The 25189-nt window shown below is 59.5% G+C and carries 21 protein-coding genes and 1 tRNA gene; 7 read left to right on the forward strand and 15 right to left on the reverse strand.

Annotation, left to right across the window (positions count from 1 at the left end; translation table 11 throughout):
* Positions 1 to 11: 11 nt before the first annotated feature.
* The 5 genes from MRBLMR1_RS07310 to MRBLMR1_RS07330 all read right to left on the reverse strand — a co-directional run bounded on the left by MRBLMR1_RS07310 (position 12) and on the right by MRBLMR1_RS07330 (position 6368).
* The gene (locus MRBLMR1_RS07310; protein WP_148148508.1) at positions 12 to 1256 is read right to left on the reverse strand and encodes a cysteine desulfurase; all 1245 of its coding nucleotides are present in this window, start codon (positions 1254 to 1256) and stop codon (positions 12 to 14) included.
* Positions 1257 to 1459: 203 nt separating this feature from the next.
* Positions 1460 to 2743, reverse strand: a complete 1284-nt coding sequence (gene sufD / locus MRBLMR1_RS07315; protein WP_148148438.1) for a Fe-S cluster assembly protein SufD — start codon at positions 2741 to 2743, stop codon at positions 1460 to 1462.
* 19 nt (positions 2744 to 2762) lie between these two features.
* A complete protein-coding gene (gene sufC / locus MRBLMR1_RS07320) occupies positions 2763 to 3518 on the reverse strand; it encodes a Fe-S cluster assembly ATPase SufC (protein ID WP_148148439.1) in 756 nt (251 codons plus the stop codon).
* A gap of 64 nt (positions 3519 to 3582) precedes the next feature.
* Complete coding sequence (sufB, locus tag MRBLMR1_RS07325; RefSeq protein WP_148148440.1) at positions 3583 to 5052, reverse strand: Fe-S cluster assembly protein SufB; 1470 nt, start codon at positions 5050 to 5052, stop codon at positions 3583 to 3585.
* 149 nt (positions 5053 to 5201) lie between these two features.
* Positions 5202 to 6368 (reverse strand): cysteine desulfurase family protein, encoded by a 1167-nt coding sequence (locus MRBLMR1_RS07330; protein WP_148148441.1) that lies wholly within the window; start codon positions 6366 to 6368, stop codon positions 5202 to 5204.
* 238 nt (positions 6369 to 6606) lie between these two features.
* On the opposite strand from MRBLMR1_RS07330, the gene MRBLMR1_RS07335 reads away from it, so the two are divergent.
* From MRBLMR1_RS07335 to MRBLMR1_RS07350, 4 genes are all read left to right on the forward strand, one after another.
* The gene (locus MRBLMR1_RS07335; RefSeq protein WP_148148442.1) at positions 6607 to 7284 is read left to right on the forward strand and encodes an alpha/beta hydrolase; all 678 of its coding nucleotides are present in this window, start codon (positions 6607 to 6609) and stop codon (positions 7282 to 7284) included.
* A gap of 153 nt (positions 7285 to 7437) precedes the next feature.
* A complete protein-coding gene (locus MRBLMR1_RS07340) occupies positions 7438 to 7800 on the forward strand; it encodes a hypothetical protein (RefSeq protein WP_500064018.1) in 363 nt (120 codons plus the stop codon).
* A 79-nt stretch (positions 7801 to 7879) separates the two neighbouring features.
* Positions 7880 to 10408, forward strand: coding sequence for a protein translocase subunit SecD (gene secD, locus MRBLMR1_RS07345; RefSeq protein ID WP_148148444.1), 2529 nt, complete (start codon positions 7880 to 7882; stop codon positions 10406 to 10408).
* Positions 10409 to 10490: 82 nt separating this feature from the next.
* Complete coding sequence (locus tag MRBLMR1_RS07350; RefSeq protein WP_210297930.1) at positions 10491 to 10931, forward strand: YqaA family protein; 441 nt, start codon at positions 10491 to 10493, stop codon at positions 10929 to 10931.
* Here MRBLMR1_RS07350 and MRBLMR1_RS07355 read toward each other — a convergent pair.
* Positions 10912 to 11556, reverse strand: coding sequence for a class I SAM-dependent methyltransferase (locus tag MRBLMR1_RS07355; protein WP_148148445.1), 645 nt, complete (start codon positions 11554 to 11556; stop codon positions 10912 to 10914). The two genes, MRBLMR1_RS07350 and MRBLMR1_RS07355, sit on opposite strands and share 20 nt — an antisense overlap.
* 197 nt (positions 11557 to 11753) lie before the next feature.
* Between MRBLMR1_RS07355 and MRBLMR1_RS07360 the strand changes: the two genes are divergently transcribed.
* Entirely contained in the window at positions 11754 to 13121 is a 1368-nt protein-coding gene (locus MRBLMR1_RS07360) for an APC family permease (protein ID WP_148148446.1), read from the forward strand.
* A gap of 6 nt (positions 13122 to 13127) precedes the next feature.
* Here the strand turns inward: MRBLMR1_RS07360 and MRBLMR1_RS07365 are convergent, their stop codons facing one another.
* A complete protein-coding gene (locus tag MRBLMR1_RS07365; protein WP_148148510.1) occupies positions 13128 to 13742 on the reverse strand; it encodes an HAD-IA family hydrolase in 615 nt (204 codons plus the stop codon).
* Between the two features lie 201 nt (positions 13743 to 13943).
* Between MRBLMR1_RS07365 and MRBLMR1_RS07370 the strand changes: the two genes are divergently transcribed.
* The gene (locus tag MRBLMR1_RS07370) at positions 13944 to 14714 is read left to right on the forward strand and encodes an SDR family oxidoreductase (RefSeq protein WP_148148447.1); all 771 of its coding nucleotides are present in this window, start codon (positions 13944 to 13946) and stop codon (positions 14712 to 14714) included.
* 54 nt (positions 14715 to 14768) lie between these two features.
* Here MRBLMR1_RS07370 and MRBLMR1_RS07375 read toward each other — a convergent pair whose 3' ends face one another.
* The 3 genes from MRBLMR1_RS07375 to MRBLMR1_RS07385 form a co-directional block, all read right to left on the reverse strand.
* Positions 14769 to 17951 (reverse strand): multidrug efflux RND transporter permease subunit, encoded by a 3183-nt coding sequence (locus tag MRBLMR1_RS07375; RefSeq protein WP_148148448.1) that lies wholly within the window; start codon positions 17949 to 17951, stop codon positions 14769 to 14771.
* A gap of 119 nt (positions 17952 to 18070) precedes the next feature.
* Positions 18071 to 19255 carry an efflux RND transporter periplasmic adaptor subunit gene (locus tag MRBLMR1_RS07380; RefSeq protein ID WP_500064019.1) on the reverse strand — a complete coding sequence of 395 codons (1185 nt, stop codon included), beginning with the start codon at positions 19253 to 19255 and terminating at the stop codon, positions 18071 to 18073.
* A gap of 74 nt (positions 19256 to 19329) precedes the next feature.
* Positions 19330 to 20127 (reverse strand): alpha/beta hydrolase fold domain-containing protein, encoded by a 798-nt coding sequence (locus MRBLMR1_RS07385; RefSeq protein WP_148148450.1) that lies wholly within the window; start codon positions 20125 to 20127, stop codon positions 19330 to 19332.
* Between the two features lie 138 nt (positions 20128 to 20265).
* Here MRBLMR1_RS07385 and MRBLMR1_RS07390 point away from each other — a divergent pair, with 138 nt between their 5' ends.
* Positions 20266 to 21201, forward strand: coding sequence for a LysR family transcriptional regulator (locus tag MRBLMR1_RS07390; RefSeq protein ID WP_500064020.1), 936 nt, complete (start codon positions 20266 to 20268; stop codon positions 21199 to 21201).
* A 20-nt stretch (positions 21202 to 21221) separates the two neighbouring features.
* Here the strand turns inward: MRBLMR1_RS07390 and MRBLMR1_RS07395 are convergent, their stop codons facing one another.
* The 5 genes from MRBLMR1_RS07395 to MRBLMR1_RS07415 form a co-directional block, all read right to left on the reverse strand.
* On the reverse strand, positions 21222 to 21941 hold the full coding sequence (locus tag MRBLMR1_RS07395) for a BA14K family protein (RefSeq protein ID WP_500064021.1): 720 nt from the start codon (positions 21939 to 21941) through the stop codon (positions 21222 to 21224).
* Between the two features lie 122 nt (positions 21942 to 22063).
* Positions 22064 to 22139: transfer RNA gene (locus tag MRBLMR1_RS07400), tRNA-Lys, on the reverse strand.
* A 167-nt stretch (positions 22140 to 22306) separates the two neighbouring features.
* The gene (locus MRBLMR1_RS07405; RefSeq protein WP_148148453.1) at positions 22307 to 23224 is read right to left on the reverse strand and encodes a PhzF family phenazine biosynthesis protein; all 918 of its coding nucleotides are present in this window, start codon (positions 23222 to 23224) and stop codon (positions 22307 to 22309) included.
* Positions 23225 to 23290: 66 nt separating this feature from the next.
* Positions 23291 to 24049 carry an NUDIX hydrolase gene (locus MRBLMR1_RS07410; protein ID WP_183686123.1) on the reverse strand — a complete coding sequence of 253 codons (759 nt, stop codon included), beginning with the start codon at positions 24047 to 24049 and terminating at the stop codon, positions 23291 to 23293.
* Positions 24046 to 25155 carry an endonuclease/exonuclease/phosphatase family protein gene (locus MRBLMR1_RS07415; protein ID WP_148148455.1) on the reverse strand — a complete coding sequence of 370 codons (1110 nt, stop codon included), beginning with the start codon at positions 25153 to 25155 and terminating at the stop codon, positions 24046 to 24048. Before MRBLMR1_RS07415 ends, MRBLMR1_RS07410 begins: the two co-directional genes overlap by 4 nt.
* Positions 25156 to 25189: the final 34 nt, after the last annotated feature.

Here is a 25189-nt window from a genome sequence, read left to right on the forward strand (position 1 = left end):
GTTCGCTGAATTTAAGCAAAGAAATTGCGGGCGTAGTCGAGTGCGTCCGCGAGCGCGTCGACTTCGGCACGGGTATTATACATGCCGAACGATGCGCGGCATGTGGAGGTGACGCCGAAACGTTTCAAGAGCGGCATGGCGCAATGCGTGCCGGCACGCACGGCAACGCCGCGGCGGTCGATCACCATCGATACGTCATGGGCATGAATCCCGGCAAGTTCGAAGGAGAAGATCCCGCCCTTGCCCGGCGCATTGCCTATGATCCGCAATGAATTGATGGCCTGCAGCCGTTCGGTGGCATAAGCCGTCAGATCAGTCTCATGAGCGGCAATTGCCGCGCGTCCGACCTTGTCCATATAGTCCAGCGCATAACCGAGCCCGATCGCCTGGACGATCGGCGGCGTTCCGGCTTCGAAACGATGCGGCGGATCGTTATAGGTGACGAAATCCTCCGCCACCTCGACAATCATCTCGCCGCCGCCCTGGAAGGGCCGCATCTCTTTAAGCCGGTCCATCTTGCCGTAGAGCACGCCGATGCCGGACGGGCCGTAGAGCTTGTGGCCGGTCATAACGAACCAGTCGCAATCGATGTCCTTCACGTCGATCGGCATATGCACGGCGCTCTGGCTGCCATCGACGAGAACGGGAATGCCGCGCTCATGAGCGATACGGCAAATCTCTTTCACCGGCACGACCGTGCCGAGCGCATTCGACATATGCGTGACGGCAACCATCTTGGTCTTGTCCGTCAGCGCCTTCTCGAAATCCTCGATATGGAAGGTACCCTCTTCATCCACCGGAACCCAAGTGATCTTGGCGCCCTGGCGTTCGCGGATGAAATGCCACGGCACAATGTTGGAGTGATGCTCCATGATGGTGATGACGATCTCGTCGCCCTCGCCAATATGCGGCATTCCGTAGCCATAGGCGACCGTGTTGATCGCCGATGTCGAATTGCTGGTGAAGACGATCTCATCGACAGATCCGGCATTGAGGAACCGGCGCACCTTTTCGCGCGCCGCCTCATAGGCGTCGGTCGCGGCATTGGAAAGGAAGTGCAGGCCGCGATGGACATTGGCATATTCGCTGGAATAGGCATGGGCGATCGCGTCGATCACCACTTGCGGCTTCTGCGCAGACGCGCCGTTGTCAAGATACACAAGCGGCTTGTTGCCGTGCACCATGGTCGACAGGATCGGAAAATCCCGTCTGATCGCATCGACGTCATAGGCAGCCAACAGTGTCGTCTGGTCCATTGCAGACCCTTTCATATCGCGCTTCTGGGCGAGTCCCGTAAAGATCGCAGTTATGATCGGCATCGACGTCGCCATCCCCACTGCGTCATCCTCGGCCTTGTGCCGAGGATCCAATCACGTTGCAACCGCCTCAACGGTCGCAGATGCTCGGGACGAGCCCGAGCATGACGGGAGGAGATACGTCATCTCCTCCTTGCTTCACATCAGGCATGCTTTTCAAGCCAGGTCGAGATCACCTCTTCCAGCGGCTCGACCAGCTTTTCCTCTTCCAGCTCTTCGACGATTTCGGCGACGAAGGCGTTGACCAGCATGGCGCGCGCCTTGCTCTCGGTCACGCCGCGCGCCATCATATAGAAGAGATGGTTGCGGTCGATATCGGCAACCGTCGCACCATGGCCACAGATGACGTCGTCGGCGAAGATTTCGAGTTCCGGCTTGACAGAGAAGTCACCGTCATCGGACATCAGAAGCGTGTTGCACGCCATCTTCGCATCAGTCTTCTGCGCGTCGGGCGCGACCTTGATCATGCCCTGGAAGACGCCGCTCGCCTTGTCGAAGATGACATTGCGGAAGGTTTCCGTCGAGTTGGTATGCGGCACGTTGTGACCGAGCACCAGCGTCACGTCCGTATGGCTGTCGCCACCGAGCAGATTGACGCCGCGCAGCGTCAGTTCTGCACCCTCGCCCTGAACTTCGATGCGCAGTTCCTGGCGCACCAGCTTGCCGCCGGCATTGACGACGTAAAGCCGAAGCTTGGCCTCTGCACCGAGCTTGACGCGGATCTGCGCCAGATGGGTGTCGGACGCGCCCTGCTGCTGCAGGATGATCCAGGTGATCTCCGCGCCGTCTTCAAGTGTAATATCACTGATCGAGGACACGAGCGCTGCAGCATCCGTCTCCGAGCGGTGACGCTCGACGACGGTTGCTTTGGAACCCGCACCGAAGGAGACCGGGAAACGGGTGTGAACCTGCCCTTCGCGGTGCGAAGCCTGCAGTTCGATGACGTCCTCGATCTCCGCATTTGCGGGAACGACGAGCGCCAGGCCGTCACGCACGAACGAACCGTTCAGGCGACCGATCGCATCGTCCTTGTCGAGTGCGGTCAGGCCGGCAACGGCGGAACCGTCGCTCAACTGATCGCGAAACGCGGTGATCGTGACGCCGTCGATTTCGGCATCCGCATGGGCTTCGCCCTGCAGTACCGAAAGCACGGTCGAACCCTTGACCAGCGGCGCGACGGACGAAACCTTCGTCCCTACAACCTGCTCCGGCACGGAGCGCAGCAGGTTCTTCAGGTCGGTATAATGCCAGGATTCGATCCGGCGGGTCGGAAGCCCGGCATTCTTCAGGTCGTCGAGAAGACGGTCGCGGGTGCCGGCGACGGCGCCATTGCCCGGCAAGTCACCGATCTGCGCGGAAAAAGCCTCGACGAGCGCCGTTTCGGCAACCGTGAGCTTGGCCGCTGGCTGGTTAGCTTGAATGTTCATGCCAAAATCCTCCCCGGTCTCAGGCCGCGGTCTCGATCACGTCGGCATAACCGTTGGCTTCCAGTTCCTGTGCCAGTTCCTTGTCACCCGAACGGATGATCTGGCCCTTGTAGAGAACGTGGACGGTATCCGGCACGATGTAGTCCAGTAGGCGCTGGTAGTGGGTGATGACGATGACGGCGCGATCCGGCGAACGCAGCGCGTTGACACCATCTGCAACGATCTTCAGCGCATCGATGTCGAGGCCGGAATCGGTTTCGTCGAGGATGCAGAGCGTCGGCTCGAGCAGCGCCATCTGCAGGATTTCGGCGCGCTTCTTTTCACCGCCGGAGAAACCGACATTGAGCGGACGACGCAGCATGGCCGGGTCGATCTTCAGCTGTTCGGCGGCTTCCTTGACGCGGCGCATGAAGTCCGGCGTCGTGAGCTCGTCTTCGCCACGTGCCTTGCGCTGCTCGTTCATCGCCACCTTGAGGAACTGCATGGTCGCGACGCCCGGGATTTCGACCGGGTACTGGAATGCCAGGAAGATGCCCTTGGAGGCGCGCTCGGCCGGGTCGAGTTCCAAAATGCTCTCGCCGTTGTAGGTGATGTCACCCTCGGTGACTTCATAGTCCTCGCGGCCCGACAGGATGTAGGAAAGCGTCGACTTGCCGGAGCCGTTCGGGCCCATGATGGCGGCGATCTCGCCTGGCTTCACGGTCAGGTTCAGGCCGCGGATGATCTCGGTGCCGTCTTCGGCGATGCGTGCGTGCAGGTTCTTGATCTCAAGCATAAGTATATCCTTCCGGATGTTTTTCAGTGACGCGTGGTAGCGCGATAATTCAGATGACGGCCAATCAGCCTACGGAGCCTTCGAGCGAGATGCCGATCAGCTTCTGGGCTTCCACCGCAAATTCCATCGGCAGTTGCTGGATGACATCCTTGACGAAGCCGTTGACGATCAGTGCGATCGCTTCTTCTTCCGGAATGCCGCGCTGCATGGCGTAGAACTTCTGGTCGTCGGAAATCTTCGAGGTGGTCGCCTCGTGTTCGATCTGTGCCGACTGGTTCTTCACCTCGATGTAAGGCACGGTATGTGCACCGCACTTGTCGCCGATGAGGAGCGAATCGCAGTTGGTGAAGTTGCGAGAGTTCTCGGCACGGCGGTGGATCGACACCTGACCACGATAGGTATTCTGCGACACGCCAGCGGAAATGCCCTTGGAAATGATACGGCTCGACGTGTTCTTGCCGAGATGGATCATCTTGGTTCCACTGTCGATCTGCTGGTGACCGTTGGAGACCGCGATCGAGTAGAACTCGCCACGGCTGTCGTCACCCCGCAGGATGCAGGACGGGTATTTCCATGTGATCGCCGAACCGGTCTCGACCTGGGTCCAGGAGATCTTGGAGCGCGCACCACGGCAATCGCCACGCTTGGTGACGAAGTTGTAGATGCCGCCCTTGCCTTCCTTGTCGCCCGGGAACCAGTTCTGCACGGTCGAATATTTGATCTCGGCATCATCCAGCGCAACCAGCTCGACGACGGCAGCGTGAAGCTGGTTTTCGTCGCGCTGCGGCGCCGTGCAGCCTTCGAGATAGGAGACGTAGGCGCCTTCCTCACAGATGATCAGCGTGCGCTCGAACTGGCCGGTGTTCTTCTCGTTGATACGGAAGTAGGTCGACAGTTCCATCGGGCAGCGAACGCCCTTGGGTACGAAGACGAAGGAGCCGTCGGTGAAGACCGCAGCATTCAGCGTCGCATAGTAATTGTCGGTCGTCGGCACAACCGAACCGAGATACTGCTTGATGAGTTCGGGATGCTCGCGAATGGCCTCCGAGATCGACATGAAGATCACGCCGGCCTTCTGCAGTTCCTTCTTGAAGGTCGTGACGACCGATACCGAATCGAACACCGCATCGACGGCGACCTTGGAAGTCTGCACGCCGGCCAGGATTTCCTGTTCGCGCAGCGGAATGCCCAGCTTCTCATAGGTGCGCAGCAGCTCTGGATCGACTTCGTCCAGCGACACCGGGCCGGTCACGTTCTTGGGTGCGGCATAATAGTAGATATCGTTGAAGTCGATCTTGGGATACTCGACACGAGCCCAGGTAGGCTCTTCCATCGTCAGCCAGCGCTTGTAGGCATCCAGACGCCATTCCAGCATCCAGTCCGGTTCCTGCTTCTTGGCCGAGATGAAGCGGATGATATCTTCAGAAAGCCCCTTCGGAGCCTTGTCCACTTCGATAACTGTCTCGAAGCCGTATTTGTACTGATCGATATCGATCCCACGGACCTGATCGATCGTTTCCTGGACAGCAGGCATCTTCAGTCTCCAAATTTTGCCGGTTCAAATTCCGGCAATTCCGTCAGTCTTGCGGGGAAAACAATGCCTCCCCCATGTAAGGGCCAAAAGGCGATTTTCCCACCTTTTGGCAAGCAGAAAATTGCTTTTCCGCCAATTCTGGAAGCCGCTTATGCGACTCGCCCCGGCAGCTTGCGCCGACCGGCGATTTTTCCGAAAGCCGATATGGCCTTTTCGATGTCGGCCTGCGTCGTTTCAGGGCCAAGCGAAATACGCAGGCCGCCGACATCCGAGCTGAGCCCCATCGCAGTCAGGACATGGCTCTGCCCGACCTTGCCGGAAGAGCAGGCAGACCCCGCCGAAAGAGCTATTCCTTCGAGATCGAAGGCGATCTGACCGGTTTCGGCCTTCAATCCTGGCAGCGTGAAAAAGCTGGTATTTGCAACGCGAGGGCCGGCCGCGCCGTGTATGATCACATCGGGAGCTGCCTGCAGCATCGCCTGTTCAAGCGCATCGCGAAACGCACCGATTCGGGCGTTGCGGCTCTTCAGCTGTTCAGACATCACTTCAGCTGCCGCGCCGAAGCCGATGATCGCGTGAAAGTTCTCCGTCCCCGACCGGTGACCCTTCTCCTGACCGCCGCCCCGGATGAGCGGTTTCGGCATCAGCACTTCACCACGGGAAATAAGCGCGCCAATGCCTTTCGGACCGGCGATCTTGTGGGAGGAAATGATCAGGAAGTCGGCATCCAGCGCGTTGATGTCGAGCGCGATGCGTCCGGCCGCCTGAACCGCATCAACAACCATCAGTCCACGATACTTGTGAGCAAGTACTGCCGCCTCGGCCACCGGCTGGATGATGCCTGTCTCGTTATTGACGAGCATCACCGCCACCATCGGAAGGCCCGAAGCCGGATCGTGATTGGCTAGAAGCGTTTCGAGAGCGGCAAGATCGACGATGCCGGCAGGCGTTACCGGCACCTCCGTCACCTGCTCGGGTGCAAAACGGCCGCCTTCGCGGATCGCCGGGTGCTCTATGGCGGAGGCATAAAGACACGATACCATAACAGGCGCTCGACCCATGCGATAATCCGGCGTCAAGACATGGTTGGATGCCTCTGTCGCGCCGCTCGTAAAGGTCACATGTGCAGATTCAGCCCCGACGAGCGCTGCGACCTGACGCCTTGCCTTCTCGACAGCAGCGCGCGCCGCCCTTCCCTCGCTATGTACGGAGGACGCATTTCCCGGCAAGGAAAAGGCTTCGACCATCGCGAGACGCGCGGCTTCCGATAGCGGAGCGGTCGCATTCCAGTCGAGATATGTCCTCTGCAAAGCCATTGACTAGCCGCACTTCCTCGTCGTTCGATAGAATTGACCCCCACGCGGCGCGCGGAATCCTCATTTTAGTTGAAATCTCAACTGCGCTTGCCTTATGAGACTTCGCAACAGGCATTGCTGTCGCATGCCTAAGTTTCGAATGGTTCTAAACTGAGTTTTAGAAAAGCTGAGCGCCTTCGTCAAGTCAAACTCGACGGCAAGCGCAAGTTGGAACCAAAAACGATTGACCGGAGTACCGATGCCCGAAGTGATTTTCAACGGCCCTGCCGGCCGCCTGGAAGGACGTTACCAGCCCTCCAAGGAAAAGAGTGCGCCGATCGCGATCATCCTGCATCCGCACCCACAGTTCGGTGGCACGATGAACAATCAGATCGTCTACCAACTTTTCTACATGTTCCAGAAGCGCGGCTTCACGACACTGCGCTTCAACTTCCGCTCGATCGGCCGCAGCCAAGGCGAATTCGATCACGGCGCCGGCGAATTGTCGGATGCTGCATCGGCGCTCGACTGGGTGCAGAGCCTGCATCCTGACTCGAAGAGCTGTTGGGTCGCCGGTTATTCCTTCGGCGCCTGGATCGGCATGCAGCTTCTGATGCGCCGCCCGGAAATCGAAGGTTTCATGTCGATCGCGCCGCAGCCGAACATCTACGACTTCTCGTTCCTCGCTCCCTGCCCGTCGTCCGGCCTCATCATCAACGGTGATTCGGACAAGGTCGCGCCGGAAAAGGACGTCAACGGCCTCGTCGAGAAGCTGAAGAGCCAGAAGGGCATCCTGATCACCCACAAGGTCGTCGAGGGCGCCAACCACTTCTTCAACGGCCAGGTCGACACGCTGATGGGCGAATGCGAGGATTACCTCGATCGCCGCCTTGTCGGCGAACTGGTACCGGAACCGGCCGCCAAGCGTATCCGCTGAATGCATAGGGCCTCCTCGGAGGCCCTTTTGTTGACCGAAAAGCCCCCTTCCTTTAGAAGGCGGCCTCGCTCGGAAATAATTCCGAATCTCTAATATCCGGAGCAGGTGCGGATGGCGGTATTCCCGCTGCGAAATCGGAAAAAGGGTGGACGCGTGCAAGCCGATCTTGCGCGCCTGACGGTTCTCGCTGCCGCATTCCTGATTGCTCTCTTCGGTCTACTTGCCGGATCTCCGCGTAATGCCGAGATCGCCACATCGGCAAGGCCGGTGGATGACCGCTCTGACCGTTCTCCGGCACTGACCAAGCGCGACCCCTTGCGTGCCGTCTCGATTGCAGAGCGCAAGGATGGTGCAGGTTCGCATGCCTCCAATAACGAAGGCCTTCCCGCCCCACAATTTGTCGCGCTTCCGGCCGTAAACTACGCTACCGCCCGCGCATCGGGTCACAACAATGCTGTGATTGCCGGTGATGATTGGCCGAGCGCCCTGCCCCGCGCACCGCCGGTATCGACCTGATCGGGACATTCGCCTCACGGCACGAAATTTGACGGCCATGCCGACCGCTGATCGGTCCGGGCCAAACAGGATCTAGACAATGAGAAACTCTCCGTGGTTGGTGGGAAGCTATGCTCTCATCATCATCATCGGCATTCTGGTGGCGCTGCCGAATGTCATTCCGCAGTCCACACTGGACCGGATGCCGTCCTGGCTTCCCCATAGCCGCGTATCGCTGGGTCTCGACCTTCGCGGCGGCTCGCATCTCGTTCTGGAAGTCGATCGTGCCGACCTGATCAACGAGCGCATCCAGAGCCTGACGCAGGACACCCGTCGCGTGCTGCGCGACAAGAACATCAACACCTCCGCCATCCGCCGTGCCGGCGATGCGATCCTAGTGACGCTGCGCGATCCCGCCCAGCGCGGTCAGGCCGTCACCGAATTGCAGACGCTGGCAAACCCGGTCGGTCTCGGCTCGGTCGGCAGCTCCGACCTGTCGATCACCACGCCGAGCGAAAACTCGATCTCGATCGCACAGACAGAAGCGGGCATCAACGCCCATATCGCCGGTGCCGTCGAGCAGAGCCTTGAAATCATCCGCCAGCGTGTCGACCAGGTCGGCGTTGCCGAACCGACGATCCAGCGCGTCGGCTCCGACCGTGTCCTCGTCCAGCTTCCGGGCGAACAGGATCCGTCGCGCCTTCGCCAGCTTCTCGGCTCGACCGCCAAGATGAGCTTTCACCTGCTCGGAAATCCGGGCGAACCGGGTGTCACCATGCTGTCCGACGAGCGTGGCCAGCAGTATCCTGTTCTCGACCGCGTCGAGCTTTCCGGCGACCGCCTTACCGATGCACGCGCCGCCTTCGAACAGCAGACCCAGCAGCCGATCGTCACCTTCCGCTTCGACAGTGCCGGTGCAACCCGCTTTGCCCAGATCACCCAGCAGAATGTCGGCCGTCCCTTCGCCATCGTTCTAGACAACAAGGTTCTGAGCGCCCCGACCATCCAGACGCCGATCACCGGCGGTTCCGGCCAGATTTCCGGCAGCTTCTCGCCTCAGGAAACCACCACGCTTGCAGCGCTCTTGCGCGCCGGCTCGCTTCCCGCCAAGCTGACCGTCATCGAAGAACGCACCGTTGGTGCCGACCTTGGTGCCGACGCCATCGAGATGGGTATCTATACCGGTCTCATCGGCTTCGCACTCGTCGTCGGCTTCATGCTGTTCCTGTACGGCTGGTGGGGCCTTCTCGCCAACACGGCGCTCCTCATCAACGTTATCCTGACCTTCGCAGGCCTGACGCTGATCGGATCAACCCTGACGCTGCCCGGCATCGCCGGTGTTGTGCTGGGTATCGGTCTGGCTGTTGATGCCAACGTTCTGATCAACGAGCGCATCAAGGAAGAAACCCGCAAGGGCAAGAGTGCCTTCGCAGCGATCGACGCCGGCTTTGCCCGTGCCTATTCGACTATTGTCGACTCCAACGTCACCAGCCTGATTGCGACCGTGCTTCTGTTCTGGTTCGGCTCCGGCCCGGTTCGCGGCTTTGCCGTCACCATGGGTCTCGGCATCATGATCTCAATGTTCACCGCCGTTTCGGTCGTGCGTGTCGCCATGGTCGCCATTACTGCCCGCCGCAAGCTGAAGAAGATCGAAATCAAGCCGCTTCTGCCGATCAACCTTGTGCCGGATGGTACCAAGATCCGCTTCATGCGTGGCCGCTATATCGGCATCGGCGTCTCGATCGTGCTTTCGATCGCCTCGGTCTTCCTGTTCTTCAAGCCAGGCCTGAATTACGGCGTCGACTTCCGCGGCGGTATCCAGATGGAAGTGACCACACAGGACACTGCAGATCTGGCCGCGTTCCGTTCCGGTCTCAGCGAGCTCGGTTTCGGCGAAGTCGGCCTGCAGGAGTTCGGTGCACACAACCGCGTTCTCGTGCGTGTCGAGCGCCAGGAAGGCGGGGAAGAGGCGCAGACGGTTGCCGTCGAGAAACTCAAGGCGGAAGTCGTCAAGATCGATCCGACCGCCAAGGTAGAACGGACCGAAGTCGTCGGCCCGAAGGTTTCGGGTGAGCTTGCCGTTGCCGGCTTCCTGTCGCTCTTCCTCGCTTCGATCGCGATGATGATCTATATCTGGGTGCGCTTCGAATGGCCGTTCGCGGTCGGCGCGATCGTCACCCTGATCCTCGACATCACAAAAACCGTCGGATTCTTCGCGATCACCGGGCTGGATTTCAACCTGACCGCTATCGCCGCCGTGCTGACGCTTGTCGGTTATTCGGTCAACGACAAGGTCGTCGTCTATGACCGCATGCGTGAAAACATGCGTATCTACAAGAAGATGCCGTTGCGCGACCTGATCGACCTGTCGATCAACGAAACGCTGGCACGAAGCCTCTACACCTCCGCCACGGCCTTCCTCTGCATGTTGCCGATGGCAATCTGGGGCGGCAGCGCCGTGTCGAGCTTCGCCATCCCGATGGTCTTCGGCATCGCGGTTGCGGCCCTTTCATCGGTTTTCATCGCGGCCCCGATCCTGCTCTTCCTCGGCGACTGGCGCACCCGTCACCGGGCACAGAAGCCTGCAGAAGAGGTTGCGGAAGACACGAAGGGCATCAGCAAGGCCTGATCCCGTCATCAATAGACAGACGAAGGGGCGGATCGAATTCCGCCCCTTTTGCTATCCACGCTCGCCTGGAGTGATTGATTTCATGGTTATGGAGCTTGCCGCCTATGCGGGGCTTTTCTTTTCGGCACTTATCGCAGCGACGATCCTGCCCATGCAATCGGAGGCTATCCTTGTCGGCCTGCTGCTGACCGGTGAGCATTCCACCGTGGCTCTTTTACTCACGGCCTCGATCGGCAATACGCTTGGCGGCGCAGTCAATTGGCTTCTGGGGCGCGGCATCGAGCGTTTCAGTGGGCGGCGCTGGTTTCCAGTCAAAACAGCACAATTGGAGAAGGCGCAGCGCTGGTATCGGCGCTACGGAAAATGGTCGCTTCTGTTCAGCTGGCTGCCGATCGGCGGTGATGCGCTGACAGTCGTGGCCGGGGTTCTGCGCGAACCGCTTCCCACCTTCCTGCTGCTGGTGTTCATCGGCAAGGCAGCCCGTTACGCGGTTCTGGCCTGGGTCACTCTGCGCTGGGTGTGAAGTCGAAGGGTCGGCGCCGGGAAATGCGATAGACCGCAGCCGGTGGAATGTTGCGCACGGTGCCGCCGACACGCACGGCCTTCAGCCCCAACCTATCGAGGATGCGCCGCGGCACCGGGCAACGTGGGCCATAAGTAAATTGATAGAGTGATGCACCCGGCCTCAGATAGGCGAATACACCGGCCAGGATCGCCGTCTGCTTGCGCGGCGACATCGAAAGAAGCGGCAGTCCGCTGACCGCAGCGCCTACACTCGGCTCCTCGAAAAGATGCGCCTTGCGCAATCTCGACGCATCCATCTGCAGGACGCGCGCCTTCGGGAAACGATGCTTCAGCCGAGGCAGGAATTCATCGCCATATTCGATCAGCGTCAGGTTATCCTCGGCCACGCCGCGCGCCAGAAGCGAGCGGGTAAATACACCCGTCCCCGGTCCAAGCTCGATCACCGCCCCGGCAGAGCCGTCGATTTCCTGCGTAATCAGCCTGGCGAGAGTTTCGCCCGATGCGGCAACCGCTCCCACTCGCAGGGGATTACTCGCCCATGAGCGAAGGAAATGCAGGATGTCCGACAACTGCGCCTCGCCGAAACCTGGCTCTGCTGCGATGACATCCGAAGCGTCTGCCATGGCGTCGCTTCGGCAGTGAGATCGAAACCAACGCATCGACAACATCTCCGTTTGGGGCTCGCGTGTCTGAAGGTGGTGAGTCCACCGGACAAACGCAATGACCGTCGCAAATTGTTGCGAAATGATGGCGGAGGGAACAATGCTTGGTCTGCCGCCATTAATGCGTTCGAAATCGATGCATGTGGAGGAGCCTGACGATGAAAAACACAATCGAGCCGATCGGGGACGATGAGGAACGTGGAGAACTGAAACGGGTCATGGGTCCCGGACTGCTGCTTCTGTTCATCGTCGGGGATGTGCTCGGGACCGGCATCTATGCGCTGACCGGACAGGTGGCGGCGGAAGTCGGTGGTGTCGTCTGGCTACCGTTTCTGATCGCCTTCATCGTCGCACTCCTGACCGCCTGCAGTTATCTCGAACTGGTCACCAAATATCCGAAGGCAGCTGGTGCGGCGCTCTACACCCACAAGGCTTTCGGCATTCATTTCGTGACCTTCCTCGTCGCCTTCGCCGTCATGTCGTCCGGCATCACTTCAGCCGCCACCGCATCACGCGCATTTGCCGCCAACTTCTCGACTTCTCTCGGGCTGGACGTCGGCGCCTTCGGCGTACCGCTGATCGCGGTCGGCTTCATTGCACTCGTTGCGGCGATCAATTTTCGCGGCGTCGGCGAAAGCGTGAAATTGAACGTGCTCCTGACCGTCGTCGAATTGACCGGTCTGCTGTTGATCATCGGCATCGGCCTCTGGGCTATAGCCGGTGGACAGGGTGACGTGTCACGCGCATGGACGTTTGAAGCACCTGAAGGTGGAGGAGCTTTCTGGCCGGTCGTTGCGGCCACCACGCTTGCCTTTTTCGCCATGGTCGGCTTCGAGGACTCGGTGAACATGGCCGAGGAATGCAAGAAACCCAGCAAGATCTTTCCCAAGGTTCTCCTGGGCGGCCTCGCGATCACCGGCACCATCTACGTATTGGTGGCAATCTCGGCCATCACGCTGGTGCCGGCTGCAGAACTGGGCGAAGGTGAGACGCCACTCCTGAAGGTCATCCAGGCTGGCGCACCCGCCTTTCCTGTGGGTGTCTTCGCCGTGATCACCATGTTTGCCGTCGCAAATTCGGCGCTGATAAACATGATGATGGCTAGCCGCCTCCTTTACGGCATGAGCCGCGAAGGTGTTTTGCCCGCTTCGCTGGGCAAGGTTCATTCGGCGCGCCGCACCCCATACATCGCGATCATCTTCACATCACTGCTAGCGGTGGCGCTGATCCTGTTTGCAGGCGGCGTGAAGGAGCTGGGCGGTACGACGGCACTGTTGCTGCTCTGCGTTTTTGCAATCGTCAATGTCGCCGTACTGATCCTCAGGAAGGACAAGGTAAGCCACAAGCACTTTCGCACGCCGACTATCCTGCCGGTACTCGGTGCCTTGACCTGCGCTTTCTTTGCAGGCCCGTGGACAGGCCGCGATCCGATCCAGTACGTGATCGCTGGCTGCCTTCTCGTCATAGGTACTGTGCTCTGGCTGGCCACGGTGCAGTTCATGCGAACCGCCAGCCAGTCGGCATAGTCAGGATTACCTGCTCCGGAATGACAGACGGCCGTCGCCCGCAACATTTGGGGCGACGGCGCTGTAGTCGGTTATCCGGTACTGCCCGCCTTCGACCGGGTGGCTGTGGGTGGCCGTAATCACCATGACTTCCGCCCCGGCCGCTTCACCTGCCTGAATGCCTGCCGGAACATCTTCGAATACGAGAACGTCGCTCGGATTGACCCCGAGGCGTTCGGCACCCAGACGATAGCCCTGCGGATTGGGCTTGCCGATGGTGACGTCTTCCGCCGTGACGAGATATTTCGGCACCGGGATACCCGCAGCCGCGAGCCTTGCCTTGGCCAGTTCCAGCGGCGACGATGTGACGATCGCCCAGCACTCGACCGGTAACTGCTTCAGGAATTCGGCAGCGCCGCCAAGCGCAACAACGCCTTCGACGTCATCGATCTCTCCCTGCAGGATCTTTTCCGCCTCGACGATCGGATCGACGCCGGGCAGGTTCAGATCGGTGATCGTGTCGATGCCACGACGGCCGTGCATGGTCGGCAGGAATTTCTCCACATCAAGGCCCATTCCTTCCGCCCATTTGCCCCAAACACGCTCTGCGGCCGCAGTAGACGTCAGGATCGTTCCGTCCATATCGAAGAGGAAGGCGGCATAATCGCGCGACGGCAGGACGGACTTGGCGGAAGCAGCAGAAGACAAGGGAATTCCTCTCGAAATGAGTGGTAGATGGCGGGATCTCCATGACTATCCCGCCAGTGACGCAGGCGCAAATAATCCCGTGATTTTTTAGCATCCTGGCGTAAGTTTGCCGCGGGACATCAAAGGGAGGATCATTTGACATACCCATCCGTAAGCCATGCCGATCTCAATGGACGTGGCGTCTTGATTACCGGCGGCGGCTCGGGGATCGGCGCAGCACTTGTCGAAGGTTTCGTCAAACAGGGCGCCAGGGTCGCGTTCATCGATATCGCCGAGGAACCTAGCCGGGAGCTGGTCGAGGGACTGGCAAAAGACGCGGACCACAAACCGGTATTTGTCCGAGCAGACCTTTCCAACGTGGACGAGTCTCAAGCCGCCGTCCTCGAAGCTGCCCAGCGCCTGGGCTCGCTTTCCGTTCTGGTCAACAATGCAGGCTGGGACGACCGGCATGAAATGGCGGAAGTTACCGAGGACTATTGGGACAAAAGCCAGGCGATCAACCTGAAGCAGATGTTCTTCGTTTCGCAGGCGGCCGTGCCGTTCATCAAAGAAGCGGGCGGCGGGGCGATCGTCAATTTCTCGTCGATCTCCTATCTGCTCAATACCGGCCGCATGCCGGCCTATACGACGGCCAAGGCCGGCATTATCGGGCTGACCAAGAGCCTTGCCGGAAAGCTTGGTCCAGGCAATATCCGGGTAAATGCGATCCTTCCCGGCATGATCATTACCGAAAGACAGAAGCGCCTGTGGCTGACGGATGAAAGCATCGCCGCAATGATCGACCGGCAATGCCTGAAGCGAACGCTCGACGGAACCGATCTTGTCGGCCCTTGCCTGTTCCTCGCCTCAGACGCCTCCGCCGCCATGACCTCGCAGACGCTGGTCATCGACGGCGGAACGCTTTGATCAAAATAAAAATGCCGCGCGGACGGAGAGAGATGTCCGCGCGGCCTGTGCGCCCTACTCTGCCGGGGAGAGAGCAGGCGCAACCTCGGTGCCATGGCTGCGCAGCGGACGGTTACCCGTTAGAAGCCGTGCCAGGATGTAGAAGACCGGTGTCATGAAAATACCGAAGAAGGTGACGCCGATCATGCCGGAGAAGACGGCAACACCCATGGCGGCACGCATTTCCGCACCCGCACCGGTCGAGATGACCAGCGGCACAACGCCCATGATGAACGCCATCGACGTCATCAGGATCGGGCGAAGACGCAGCCGGCTCGCTTCCACCGCAGCCTCGAAGGGCTTGCGTCCGGCAAGTTCGAGTTCTCGGGCGAATTCCACGATCAGGATCGCGTTCTTCGCCGACAGCCCCACCAGCACCACCAATCCGATCTGGGTGAAGATGTTGTTGTCGCCACCGGTCAGCCACACGCCCGTCAACGCTGCAAGCACGCCCATCGGCACGATCATGATGATCGCGATCGGCAAGGTCAGGCTCTCATACTGGGCAGCCAGAACGAGATAGACGAGCAGCAGGGCGAGCGGGAAGACGATGAGGCTCGAATTGCCGGCAAGGATCTGCTGGTAGGTCAGGTCCGTCCATTCGAAGTCGATACCCGATGGCAGCGTTTCGGCGAGGATCTTGGTGATCGCAGCCTCCGCCTGTCCCGACGAATAACCCGGTGCCGGAGCGCCGTTGATATCCGATGACAGAAAGCCGTTGTAACGGGTCGTCCGTTCCGGACCAGCCGATGCATCGACCTTCAGAAGCGCCGAGAGCGGGATCATCTCGCCCGACTGCGAACGGACCTTCAACTGGCCGATATCCTCGGCCTTGGCGCGATACTGCGCATCGGCCTGGACGCGGACGCTGTAGGTGCGGCCGAAGGCGTTGAAGTCGTTCACATAGAGCGAACCGAGATAGATCTGCAGCGTCTCGAACACATCCGTGACGGAAACTCCGAGCTGCTCTGCACGAGCACGATCAAGGTCGGCATAGAGCTGCGGCACGTTGATCTGGAAGCTTGAGAACACGCCCGTCAGTTCCGGTGCAGCCATGGCCTTTGCCATGACGGCCTTGGTTGCCTCGTCGAGGGCCTCGTAACCGTAGCCGGCCCGATCCTCGATCTGCAGCTTGAAGCCGCCCGTCGTGCCGAGACCGTTGACTGGCGGCGGCGGGAACATGGCGATGAACGCATCCTGGATACCGGCATATTTCTGGTTCAGCGCCATGGCGATGGCGCCACCGGAAAGGTCCGGCGTCTTGCGCTTGTCGAAATCGTCAAGCACGGCGAACACGATGCCCGAGTTGGAGCCGATGGTGAAACCGTTGATCGACAGGCCCGGGAAGGCGATCGCATGTTCGACGCCCGGCTGTTCCATGGCGATATCGCTCATCCGCTTGATCACGTCTTCCGTACGGTCGAGCGTTGCACCATCGGGCAGTTGTGCGAAGCCGATCAGATACTGCTTGTCCTGCGCCGGCACGAAACCGCCCGGCACGGCACTGAACATGCCGTAGGTAGCACCGACCAGCGCCAGATAGATCACCATCACGATGCTCTTGCGCGACAGAAGCCCGCCGACCGAGCGGCCGTAGCCGTTTGCCGCCTTACCGAAACCTCGGTTGAAGCCACGGAAGAACCAGCCAAAGATCTTGTCCATGCCGCGCGTCAACCAATCTTTCGGCGCATGGTGATCCTTCAAAAGAAGAGCCGCCAGAGCCGGAGACAAGGTCAACGAGTTGATCGCGGAAATGACAGTCGAGATGGCGATCGTCAGGGCGAACTGGCGATAAAACTGGCCCGACAGGCCGGTGATGAAGGCAAGCGGAACGAAAACCGCGACCAGAACCAGCGCAATCGCGATGATCGGGCCGGACACTTCGCTCATCGCCTTGTATGTCGCCTCGCGGGGACTTAGGCCATTTTCGATATTTCGCTCGACGTTTTCGACCACCACGATCGCGTCGTCGACGACGATACCGATCGCCAGCACAAGCCCGAACAGGGTCAGCGCGTTGATCGAGAAACCGAAGGCATACATGACCGCAAACGTGCCGATGACCGAGACCGGAACCGCGATCAGCGGAATGATCGAGGCACGCCAGGTCTGCAGGAAGATGATGACGACGAGAACGACCAGCGCGATGGCTTCGAGAAGGGTATCGAGAACCTTCTCGATCGACGAGCGCACGAACTTGGTCGTGTCGTAGACGATCTCGTATTTCACGCCTTCCGGCATCGCCTTCTGCAATTCGTCCATGGTGGAACGAACCTGGTCGGCGATTTCGATCGCGTTGGAGCCCGGCGCCTGGAGAACCGGAATGGCGACGGCCGGCTGACCGTCGAGAAGCGACCGCAGCGAATAGTCGGCCGCGCCGAGTTCGATACGGGCAACGTCGCGCAGGCGGGTGATCTCGCCATTGGAACCGGTCTTGACGATGATATTGCCGAACTGTTCCGGCGTCGTCAGGCGGCCCTGGGCATTGACGTTCAGCTGCAGATCGACACCCGGAACGGTGGGTGATGCACCGATTGTTCCGGCGGCGGCCTGCACGTTCTGTCCACGGATTGCGTCGGTAATGTCGCTGGCCGCCAGCGAAAGCGCTGCGGCCTTCTGCGGATCGATCCAGATGCGCATCGAATAATCGCCGGCACCAAAAATCTGAACCTGGCCGACGCCTTCGATACGGGCCAGACGATCCTTGATGTTGAGCGTCGCATAGTTGCGCAGATAGGTCAGGTCATAGCGGTCGGTATCCGAGACCAGATTGACCACCATGATGAAGTCCGGCGAGCTTTTCACCGTCGTGATGCCAAGCGCACGCACTTCGGTCGGCAGGCGCGGTTCCGCCTGGCTGACGCGGTTCTGTACCAGCTGCTGCGCCTTGTCGGGGTCGGTCCCGAGCTTGAAGGTGACGGTCAGCGTCATGACGCCGTCGGACGTCGCCTGGCTGGACATGTAAAGCATGTCCTCGACGCCGTTGATCTGCTCTTCGAGCGGCGTTGCGACGGTTTCGGCTATGACCTTCGGGTTTGCACCCGGATAGGTCGCCTTCACGACCACTGATGGCGGCACGACATTCGGATATTCCGAGATCGGCAACGATCGCAGTCCCAGCAGGCCGGCAACCACGATGAGAATGGACAGGACCCCGGCAAACACCGGTCGGTCGATAAAGAAGCGGGATATGTTCATCTTGAAAGCCCTCTCTCCTGGGCGACGTTCAGGGCGCAAAAGGCCCCTGCGCCCGCAGTGCTATGCCGCGGGCGATCGTTTGGTTCAGTGTTGGAAGGGCCGGTCAGCCGGCCCGTTGGTTACTTCGAGGCGAGTTTCGCTTCGTCCTGCGGGTCGACCGTTGCGCCGGGGCGCACGCGCTGCAATCCGTTGACGATGATGCGGTCGCCGGCATTCAGGCCCTTTTCGACGATGCGCATGCCGTCGATTGCCTCACCCAGTTCCACCGGGCGGTAGGCGACGGTATTCTTGCCGTCGACGACGAGCACAAACTTCTTGTCCTGATCGTTGCCGAGCGCCCGTTCACTGACAAGAACGCGGTTCATCGGCTCAGGCTCACCCATGCGCACCCGCACGAACTGACCTGGGATCAGCCTGCCGCCCGGATTGCCGAATACCGCCCTCACCCGGATCGTGCCGGTACCGACCGCCACCTGGTTGTCGATAAGCTGCAGATGCCCCTTGATGGCTTCAGAACCGGGAGCCAGCGTTACGATTTCTACCGGAACCTGATCGATTGCCGGCTGGCCATCGGCGAGCGGCAGTTCGGCGAGAGTGCGGGTCACCAGCTGCTCGTCGGCATCGAAGCTCGCATAGATAGGATCGGCTGATACCAGCGTCGTCAGCGGTGCCGAGGCAGAACCACCGGCGACCAGATTACCGACAGTCACCTCTATTCTGCCGACACGTCCGGCAATCGGCGCCTTGATTTCGGTATAACCGAGGTTGAGTTCGGCGACGCGAAGCGCTGCCTTGGCCGACTGGAGATTGGCCTTGGCTTCGCGCTGCGTACTCTGCCGCTGCGCCAGATCGCTCTGCGAGATCGTGTTGCGCGAAAGAAGCGTATTGCCCCGTTCAAGTTCGGTTTCGGCATAGGCGAGCTTTGCTTCAGCCGAGGCAACGGAGCCTTCCGCTTCGGCGACAGCCGCCATGTAAGGCTCGGGATCGAGGGTCACCAAGAGGTCACCAGCCTTGACCAGCCCGCCTTCACGGAAATGGACGGACTTGACCTCGCCGGCTACGCGCGGACGAACGTCAACGCGATCGACGGCTTCCAGACGGCCGGAAAATTCCTGCCACGTGCCGACCTTGCGGGGCTGCACGGTGGCGACAGTAACCGGAATGGCGGCAGGTGCCGCAGCCTCTGCAGGCGAAGCGGCATTGGCGCCATTCGGCATGTCGAAATAGAAGGCTGCGCCTGCAATAAGCACAGAGGTCGTCAGGCCGGCGCCCAACAGGGCCCAGCGGGGTGTCTTCGATGTCATTGTGAACTCCTTCAGCCTTGGGAAGGGCTGTTATCGTTTCCTGGAACTAGAAATATGGGCAGAAACTGCTGACCTCAGCTCGTCAACTGACGAACGAAGGTCGAAAACTCCGTGCAGAGCCCGGCTAACCAGGCTCCGCCAACGCCGTGATACAGGCCCGTCCAGCCACTGCCGGCGGGCAATACACGCTTGGTGACACTCACCCCTGCCCCGGAAAGCTTGTCGGCATAACCGAGTGCTTCGTCGCGCAGAGGATCGTCGTCAGATGTCATGACCAGCGCCGGCGCGACACCCGATAACCGCGAACACAGACAGGGCGCGGCATAAGGGTGCTGCATCGAGCAGGCGGAACCGAGATAATGGCTCCATCCGTCCGACCAGCGTTCACGCATGCCGATCTCGTCGGCACCGCGGATCGAGGCCGATGTCATCATCGGGTCGATCATGGGGGAGAGCAGAACCTGCCCGGTAAGCCGGCCCGGCATCTGGTCCCTTGCCTTCAGCGCGGCTCCTGCGGCAACATTGCCGCCAGCCTCGTCGCCGGCAATCAGCAGAGGCGATTTGCCCTTGCCATAGTCGTTCAGCTTCTTGCTGAGGCCGTAGAGCGCCAGAAACGCGCATTCCATCGCCTTCGGGAATACATTGCCAGAAACGCGCCCGTAATCGGCTTCGACCACGACCGCGCCGGCGTCTTCAAGAGCGCTGATCACCGGCCGCGGAGCGTTTTCGTCTACTGGCGTCTGAAATGCATCACCCTTCAGGTAGAGCACGACCGGCGGCTTGCCGCCCTGCACATTACCCTTGTGAATGCGCACGGGGATAGCGGCCTTCCAAGGCCCATCAATCTCCAATGTTTCCCAGCGCAGCGACATAACGTTTCTTCCGTTTTAGCCACAGGTCTTGCGGCAAATTCGTATTCAGATATTATTGTTCGGGATCGCAAGCGCAATACGCCTCGATCGGCAACACTTTTCCAAATTCATGGATAATCGCGTCGCAAGGAGAATTCCATGGACCAGCTATCGGCAATGCGTGTTTTCGTGAGGGTCGTCGAGACCGGCAATTTCACCCGTGCGGCGACGACGCTCAACATCCCGAAAACCACCGTCACCAACATGGTGCAGGCACTTGAGGCGCATCTGCAGACCACCCTGCTCAACCGCACGACGCGGCGCGTCATGGTGACGACGGACGGCGCCCTCTATTACGAGCGGGCGATCCAGATCCTCGCCGATATAGCCGAGCTCGATGGTAGTCTCTCGACCTCTCAGACACAGCCCAGCGGCCGTGTTCGCCTGGAAATGGCAGGCGCCTTTGCCGACCTCCTGATCATCCCGCACTTGTGCGATTTTCATGAACGATATCCGTTGATTAAGCTCGACATCGGCGTGGGTGACCGGCTGGTGGATTACATTGCAGAAAACGTCGATTGCGCGCTTCGCGGAGGCACCCCGACGGACCAGTCGCTGATTGTTCGAAAGGTCGGAGAAATCGGCATGCAAGCCTATGCCGCTCCGCTCTATCTGGAAAAAATGGGCGAGCCGGCGCATCCGACAGACCTCAATAACGGTCACCGCTGTGTCGGATATCTGCAGGCGCCGTCCGGAAAAATCATGCAGATGAGTTTCACGCGCGGCGACGAGGAAATAGAGATCGATCCGAACTACATCGTCTCCGTCAACGACGCCCGCTCCTATCTGGATGCGGCAATCGCCGGTGTCGGTGTCGCCCAGGTGCCGCGATTCATGGCCCACAAGGCCCTGCAGGAGGGTAAGCTTGTGCCGATTCTATCGGACTGGGCCTGCGAGAGCTTCCCGCTCTACATCGTTTATCCCCAGACCCGTCATCTCAGCAACAAAGTGCGTGTCGTCGTCGATTGGCTTGCCAAGCGCGTACAGACCTTGAAGGTCGAGGAAAACCGCATGCTCATGCGTGAGGCAAGCTGACGGACAGCCTGCTTTGCGGGTTAGCCGTAGGGAGACGTGCAGGCCCGGCGCGGACCACCGTTGAAAGGCTGGTAGCTATTGTCTTCACTTCGATAGGAGCGGTAGCGCTCGTGGCACCATGCCTCGTGCGTGCCGATGGGCATCGATCTCACGTCTGCGGTCTGCTGCTCCTGCGATGCCATGACGACAGACGACGCTACAGCAATATTCCTCGCCGGCTCACGCCCACCGTCAGCGAACAAGTCCGTTGCCGGTTGGACGGAAGCGCTGTCCATGGCCGGCGACACGCATTCCCTCCGTGGACCGCCGCCATAGGGTTGATAACTGTTGTCCTCGACCTGATAGGATCGGTAACGAGCAAGACACCAATCCACATGCCCGGCATCAAGCTGCGCAGTACCCGTCGCGGCGCTATCGACCGGCTGGGCAGCCTCGGCAACATTTTCGGCGATGTCCGGTGTCTTCGAACCCCGCTCCTCGCTACGGGCAAAGGAAGCGGTTTCCACGTCTCCATCGGTCGGCGCGACGTATTCAGCCACCTGAACGCCTTCGATGCGCTCGTAGCCCTGTTTGGCCGGATCGACGGAAGTCGGCCTGGACGTCCACAAGTCGGGCGTTTCCATGTGGGCGAAATGATACGGCTCGTAGTCTCGGGTGGCATAAGCCACGACAACAAGGCCTGCGACGAACAGAATCACCGCACATACGATTGTGGAGACAAGAGTAAAAATCGCGCGCACGCCGAGCAGCCCATAAAGATTGGAATTGCCGGTAAAATGCGCGGAAAGCCGAAGAAGTTCCGATCGCCGAAAACTTTGTTTTCAGCGATAAACTATTGTCATATATTTGTTTTAAGAAGAGATGGTGGGTGATGTAGGGCTCGAACCTACGACCCGCTGATTAAGAGTCAGCTGCTCTACCAACTGAGCTAATCACCCGTAACCAACCGCTTCAGTGGCCTGCGCCGTTGGTGTGAGTGGCCGTATAAAGAGCTTCTTTTGGCTTGTCTAGCGGCCAAAATGATTTTCTTTGTGCAACTGCTCAAAAAAATCACCGCTCTCGATGGAAAGCCTTATTTCGTGGGACTTCCCGCCCTGATTATTTTTCAGATGTGCAGCATGCCTTCCGCGATCTTCACTGCATGCCCTCCGATACGTGCCTTCGCGATCTGACCACCCTTGGAATCGATATGCAGATGGATGAAGGACGTGCGACCGATTTCCAAGCCTTGTTCCACGATGATCGGATGATGTCCCTCCGGCAAAGCATCGAATTGCTGGATCGCACCCGCCAGCGCGGCAACCGCAGCACCAGTCGCAGGATCCTCCCAGATGCGCATATCTGGCGAAAACATCCGTGCGTGAAATTTCGCCTGATGATGCACGCCGCCCCTGCAATAGACATAGGCTGAAGCGAGCGCACCATCGACGAATGGGGCGACCCGCTCCCACAGGGTCGATTCAAATTCGAGATTCTGCACCGTTGCGAGATTTCGCAGCGGCACGAGCAGAAACGGAACCCCCGCAGTCCAAATCGACAGAGTATGGTTCTCAAACGCCATGTCAGTGGTTTTGACCGTAATCGAATCCGCGATGCCTTCCCGATCCAGCGGGATGTCTATCCTTACCGGGCGGCGTGGAAGCTCGAACTCGGCGAAGGTCGCCTCCCCCGTCCGCATCCTGATCGCACAGCGAACCGGGCCGACCTTTTCTTCAATCACGGACATAAGATCGAGCTCTGTCACCCCGGGCTCGTGGTCTCGCTCCGCAAGCGCGATGGCCGCACCGACCGTTGGGTGTCCCGCAAAGGGTAATTCTTTTCCCGGCGTAAAAATGCGAATCTGGGCCGAATGCCCGTTCGATTCCGCGGGCCACAGAAAGACCGTTTCCGACAGGTTTATCTCGCGTGCGATCGCCTGCATGGCGTCGTCCGAAAGTCCTTCCGTATCGAATATGACGGCAAGCGGATTGCCGGAAAGTCTCCGATCGGTGAAAACATCGTAGATGGCATAATGTCTTGCCACGACTCCCCTCCCTTTCAAGACAGTGCCGCACCCTGCCCGAGCGCGCTTAAGGAAGCAAGCGACAGGCTAGCGGCCTATGCCGGAGAAAAACCAGTCCAAAATTGGCGACATCAGCGGATTATAGTTGTGGGCAATGGGATCTGCAGATCGGATGACGACGACGCCGTCGATCTCCTGCTCCTTGTCATGCGGCATATGCGCCTCAATCCGGGCCTTAATTTCGGACGATGTCACCGGAAAGCGATAAAGCCTGAAAACCACGATGCGGTTATCCTTGTGGCTGGCATAAAAATGCTGATCTGCCTCTGCTTCAGAGAGAGCGAGCCCCGTTTCCTCACGCACTTCTCTCGCCATATTGCCCGCAACATCGAGCTTTCCATCAATGATGTCGCTGAGGTCGAGCGAGCCGGCTGCGCAATAGACTTGCCCCGGATTGGCCGTGCGATCGCTCATACGGATGGCAATGATCGCGCCGTCGGACGAGACGATCACCGCAAAACCGAACAGATGCAGAGCCCCTTCGGGATCAGGCCGCTTGCGCCACCACAGAAGCGTCGAATAGGGAATGACATGAGCTACCCCTCTAATGACGCCCTGATCGTAGGTCAGATGCCGCTGAAGGACCATTTGGCCGTTGAAGAGATGCGGATTGGCGTTGATTTCCCTTTCCCAATTCGCCTCGATTTCAGCCTGATGCACCACGTAGAGCGGATGCGGATCGTCTACCACCGAAAGATCGAAGGCATCGACGCGCACAGGACTTGTAGATGGCGGCCAGATACCTGCAGGCCTGACAGCTAACCCGGGAGCGAAAGGGGTTGTCATGGGAGGTTTATCTCCACGACCACGGGGCAATGGTCGGATGCCTTGGGTCTGTCCCAGCCGATACGCGGATAGCGCTCCACCTCCTGCCCCGGCGGAAAAACCGTGCGAAACGGTTGGCCGTTGCGAATGACATCCGGAACTGCAGCCGGATTATGATCCGCAAGTACCGGAGAGAGCCAGAGGTAGTCGAGTTGGCAGAGATGCTGTTCTTCTGGCCCGCGCGCATGATAAAGCGTCCAACGATCCATCACACCGCGCCGGGTCATGACATTGTGCGCAAAGTCGTCGTGACTGAAAACGTCGAGTGCACTCGTTTCCTCCGTCACAGGCTCGAACCGATAGCCGGTGCGGCGGGTGCCGATCACCTTCACCCGCTCCTGATAATCATTCATGTCGCCGCAGATAGCGAAATTCATTCGACCGGTATTCTCCGTACCGAATCTTTTCTCGATGATGTGTCGCACGGCCTTCGCTTCTGCGATCCGCAGCGCCATCGTACCGATACGTCCGTCCTTGTTGTCGCGTGCATTACTCATCGATTTGAAATGCACGACGTAGAGCGACAATCGCTTGTCCCCGATTTTGAGATCCAGTTCCAGGCAGTCGCGTTTGAAAATCTTGTCGGTCGGTCGGCTGGTCAGCGCTAGTTCGTCGTTAAACAGATCGAGATCCTGATAGGTCAGCATCGCGTGGCTGCGGACATCGAGTACTTCTATTTTCTGGCCGCTTCGCGTCTCGTCGCGCATCAGGACCGCGACATCGATGCCGCGCCCATCATTACCCTCAACCAGAAACTTCTGCAGATAGCCATTGCCGACCATGCGGTATAGATAACCATATTCGAAAGCCTGCAGCGCCGGCATGTTGTCGACTTCCTGCAGGCACAGGATATCGGCATCCGCATCGGCGATGGCGAGTGCCGAAAGCTGGCGGGTATCATCCGTCTCGGCGATAAGCCGGGCCTGCTCAAGTTGCTCGTACTCCTGTTTGCTGCCCACCTCGAACAGTCGCAGAACCCTGTCCTGGCGCAACTGATTGCGCCAGCCGGAGAAATCGAAACGGGTCATGAGGTTTTCGATATTGAAGGTACCGAGGCGAAGAGACATGCAAACTTCCCTATTGCGACCGGCACATTAGCGG

This window comes from Neorhizobium sp. LMR1-1-1.1 (assembly GCF_040675795.1).
GTDB classification, from domain to species: domain Bacteria; phylum Pseudomonadota; class Alphaproteobacteria; order Rhizobiales; family Rhizobiaceae; genus Neorhizobium; species Neorhizobium cellulosilyticum.

Coding starts and splice junctions, on each gene's coding strand:
- MRBLMR1_RS07310 (WP_148148508.1), bottom strand. CDS start 1,256: ATGGACCAGACGACACTGTTGGCTGCCTATGACGTCGATGCGATCAGA.
- sufD (WP_148148438.1), bottom strand. CDS start 2,743: ATGAACATTCAAGCTAACCAGCCAGCGGCCAAGCTCACGGTTGCCGAA.
- sufC (WP_148148439.1), bottom strand. CDS start 3,518: ATGCTTGAGATCAAGAACCTGCACGCACGCATCGCCGAAGACGGCACC.
- sufB (WP_148148440.1), bottom strand. CDS start 5,052: ATGCCTGCTGTCCAGGAAACGATCGATCAGGTCCGTGGGATCGATATC.
- MRBLMR1_RS07330 (WP_148148441.1), bottom strand. CDS start 6,368: ATGGCTTTGCAGAGGACATATCTCGACTGGAATGCGACCGCTCCGCTA.
- MRBLMR1_RS07335 (WP_148148442.1), top strand. CDS start 6,607: ATGCCCGAAGTGATTTTCAACGGCCCTGCCGGCCGCCTGGAAGGACGT.
- secD (WP_148148444.1), top strand. CDS start 7,880: ATGAGAAACTCTCCGTGGTTGGTGGGAAGCTATGCTCTCATCATCATC.
- MRBLMR1_RS07350 (WP_210297930.1), top strand. CDS start 10,491: ATGGTTATGGAGCTTGCCGCCTATGCGGGGCTTTTCTTTTCGGCACTT.
- MRBLMR1_RS07355 (WP_148148445.1), bottom strand. CDS start 11,556: ATGGCAGACGCTTCGGATGTCATCGCAGCAGAGCCAGGTTTCGGCGAG.
- MRBLMR1_RS07360 (WP_148148446.1), top strand. CDS start 11,754: ATGAAAAACACAATCGAGCCGATCGGGGACGATGAGGAACGTGGAGAA.
- MRBLMR1_RS07365 (WP_148148510.1), bottom strand. CDS start 13,742: ATGGACGGAACGATCCTGACGTCTACTGCGGCCGCAGAGCGTGTTTGG.
- MRBLMR1_RS07375 (WP_148148448.1), bottom strand. CDS start 17,951: ATGAACATATCCCGCTTCTTTATCGACCGACCGGTGTTTGCCGGGGTC.
- MRBLMR1_RS07380 (WP_500064019.1), bottom strand. CDS start 19,255: ATGACATCGAAGACACCCCGCTGGGCCCTGTTGGGCGCCGGCCTGACG.
- MRBLMR1_RS07385 (WP_148148450.1), bottom strand. CDS start 20,127: ATGTCGCTGCGCTGGGAAACATTGGAGATTGATGGGCCTTGGAAGGCC.
- MRBLMR1_RS07390 (WP_500064020.1), top strand. CDS start 20,266: ATGGACCAGCTATCGGCAATGCGTGTTTTCGTGAGGGTCGTCGAGACC.
- MRBLMR1_RS07410 (WP_183686123.1), bottom strand. CDS start 24,049: ATGACAACCCCTTTCGCTCCCGGGTTAGCTGTCAGGCCTGCAGGTATC.
- MRBLMR1_RS07415 (WP_148148455.1), bottom strand. CDS start 25,155: ATGTCTCTTCGCCTCGGTACCTTCAATATCGAAAACCTCATGACCCGT.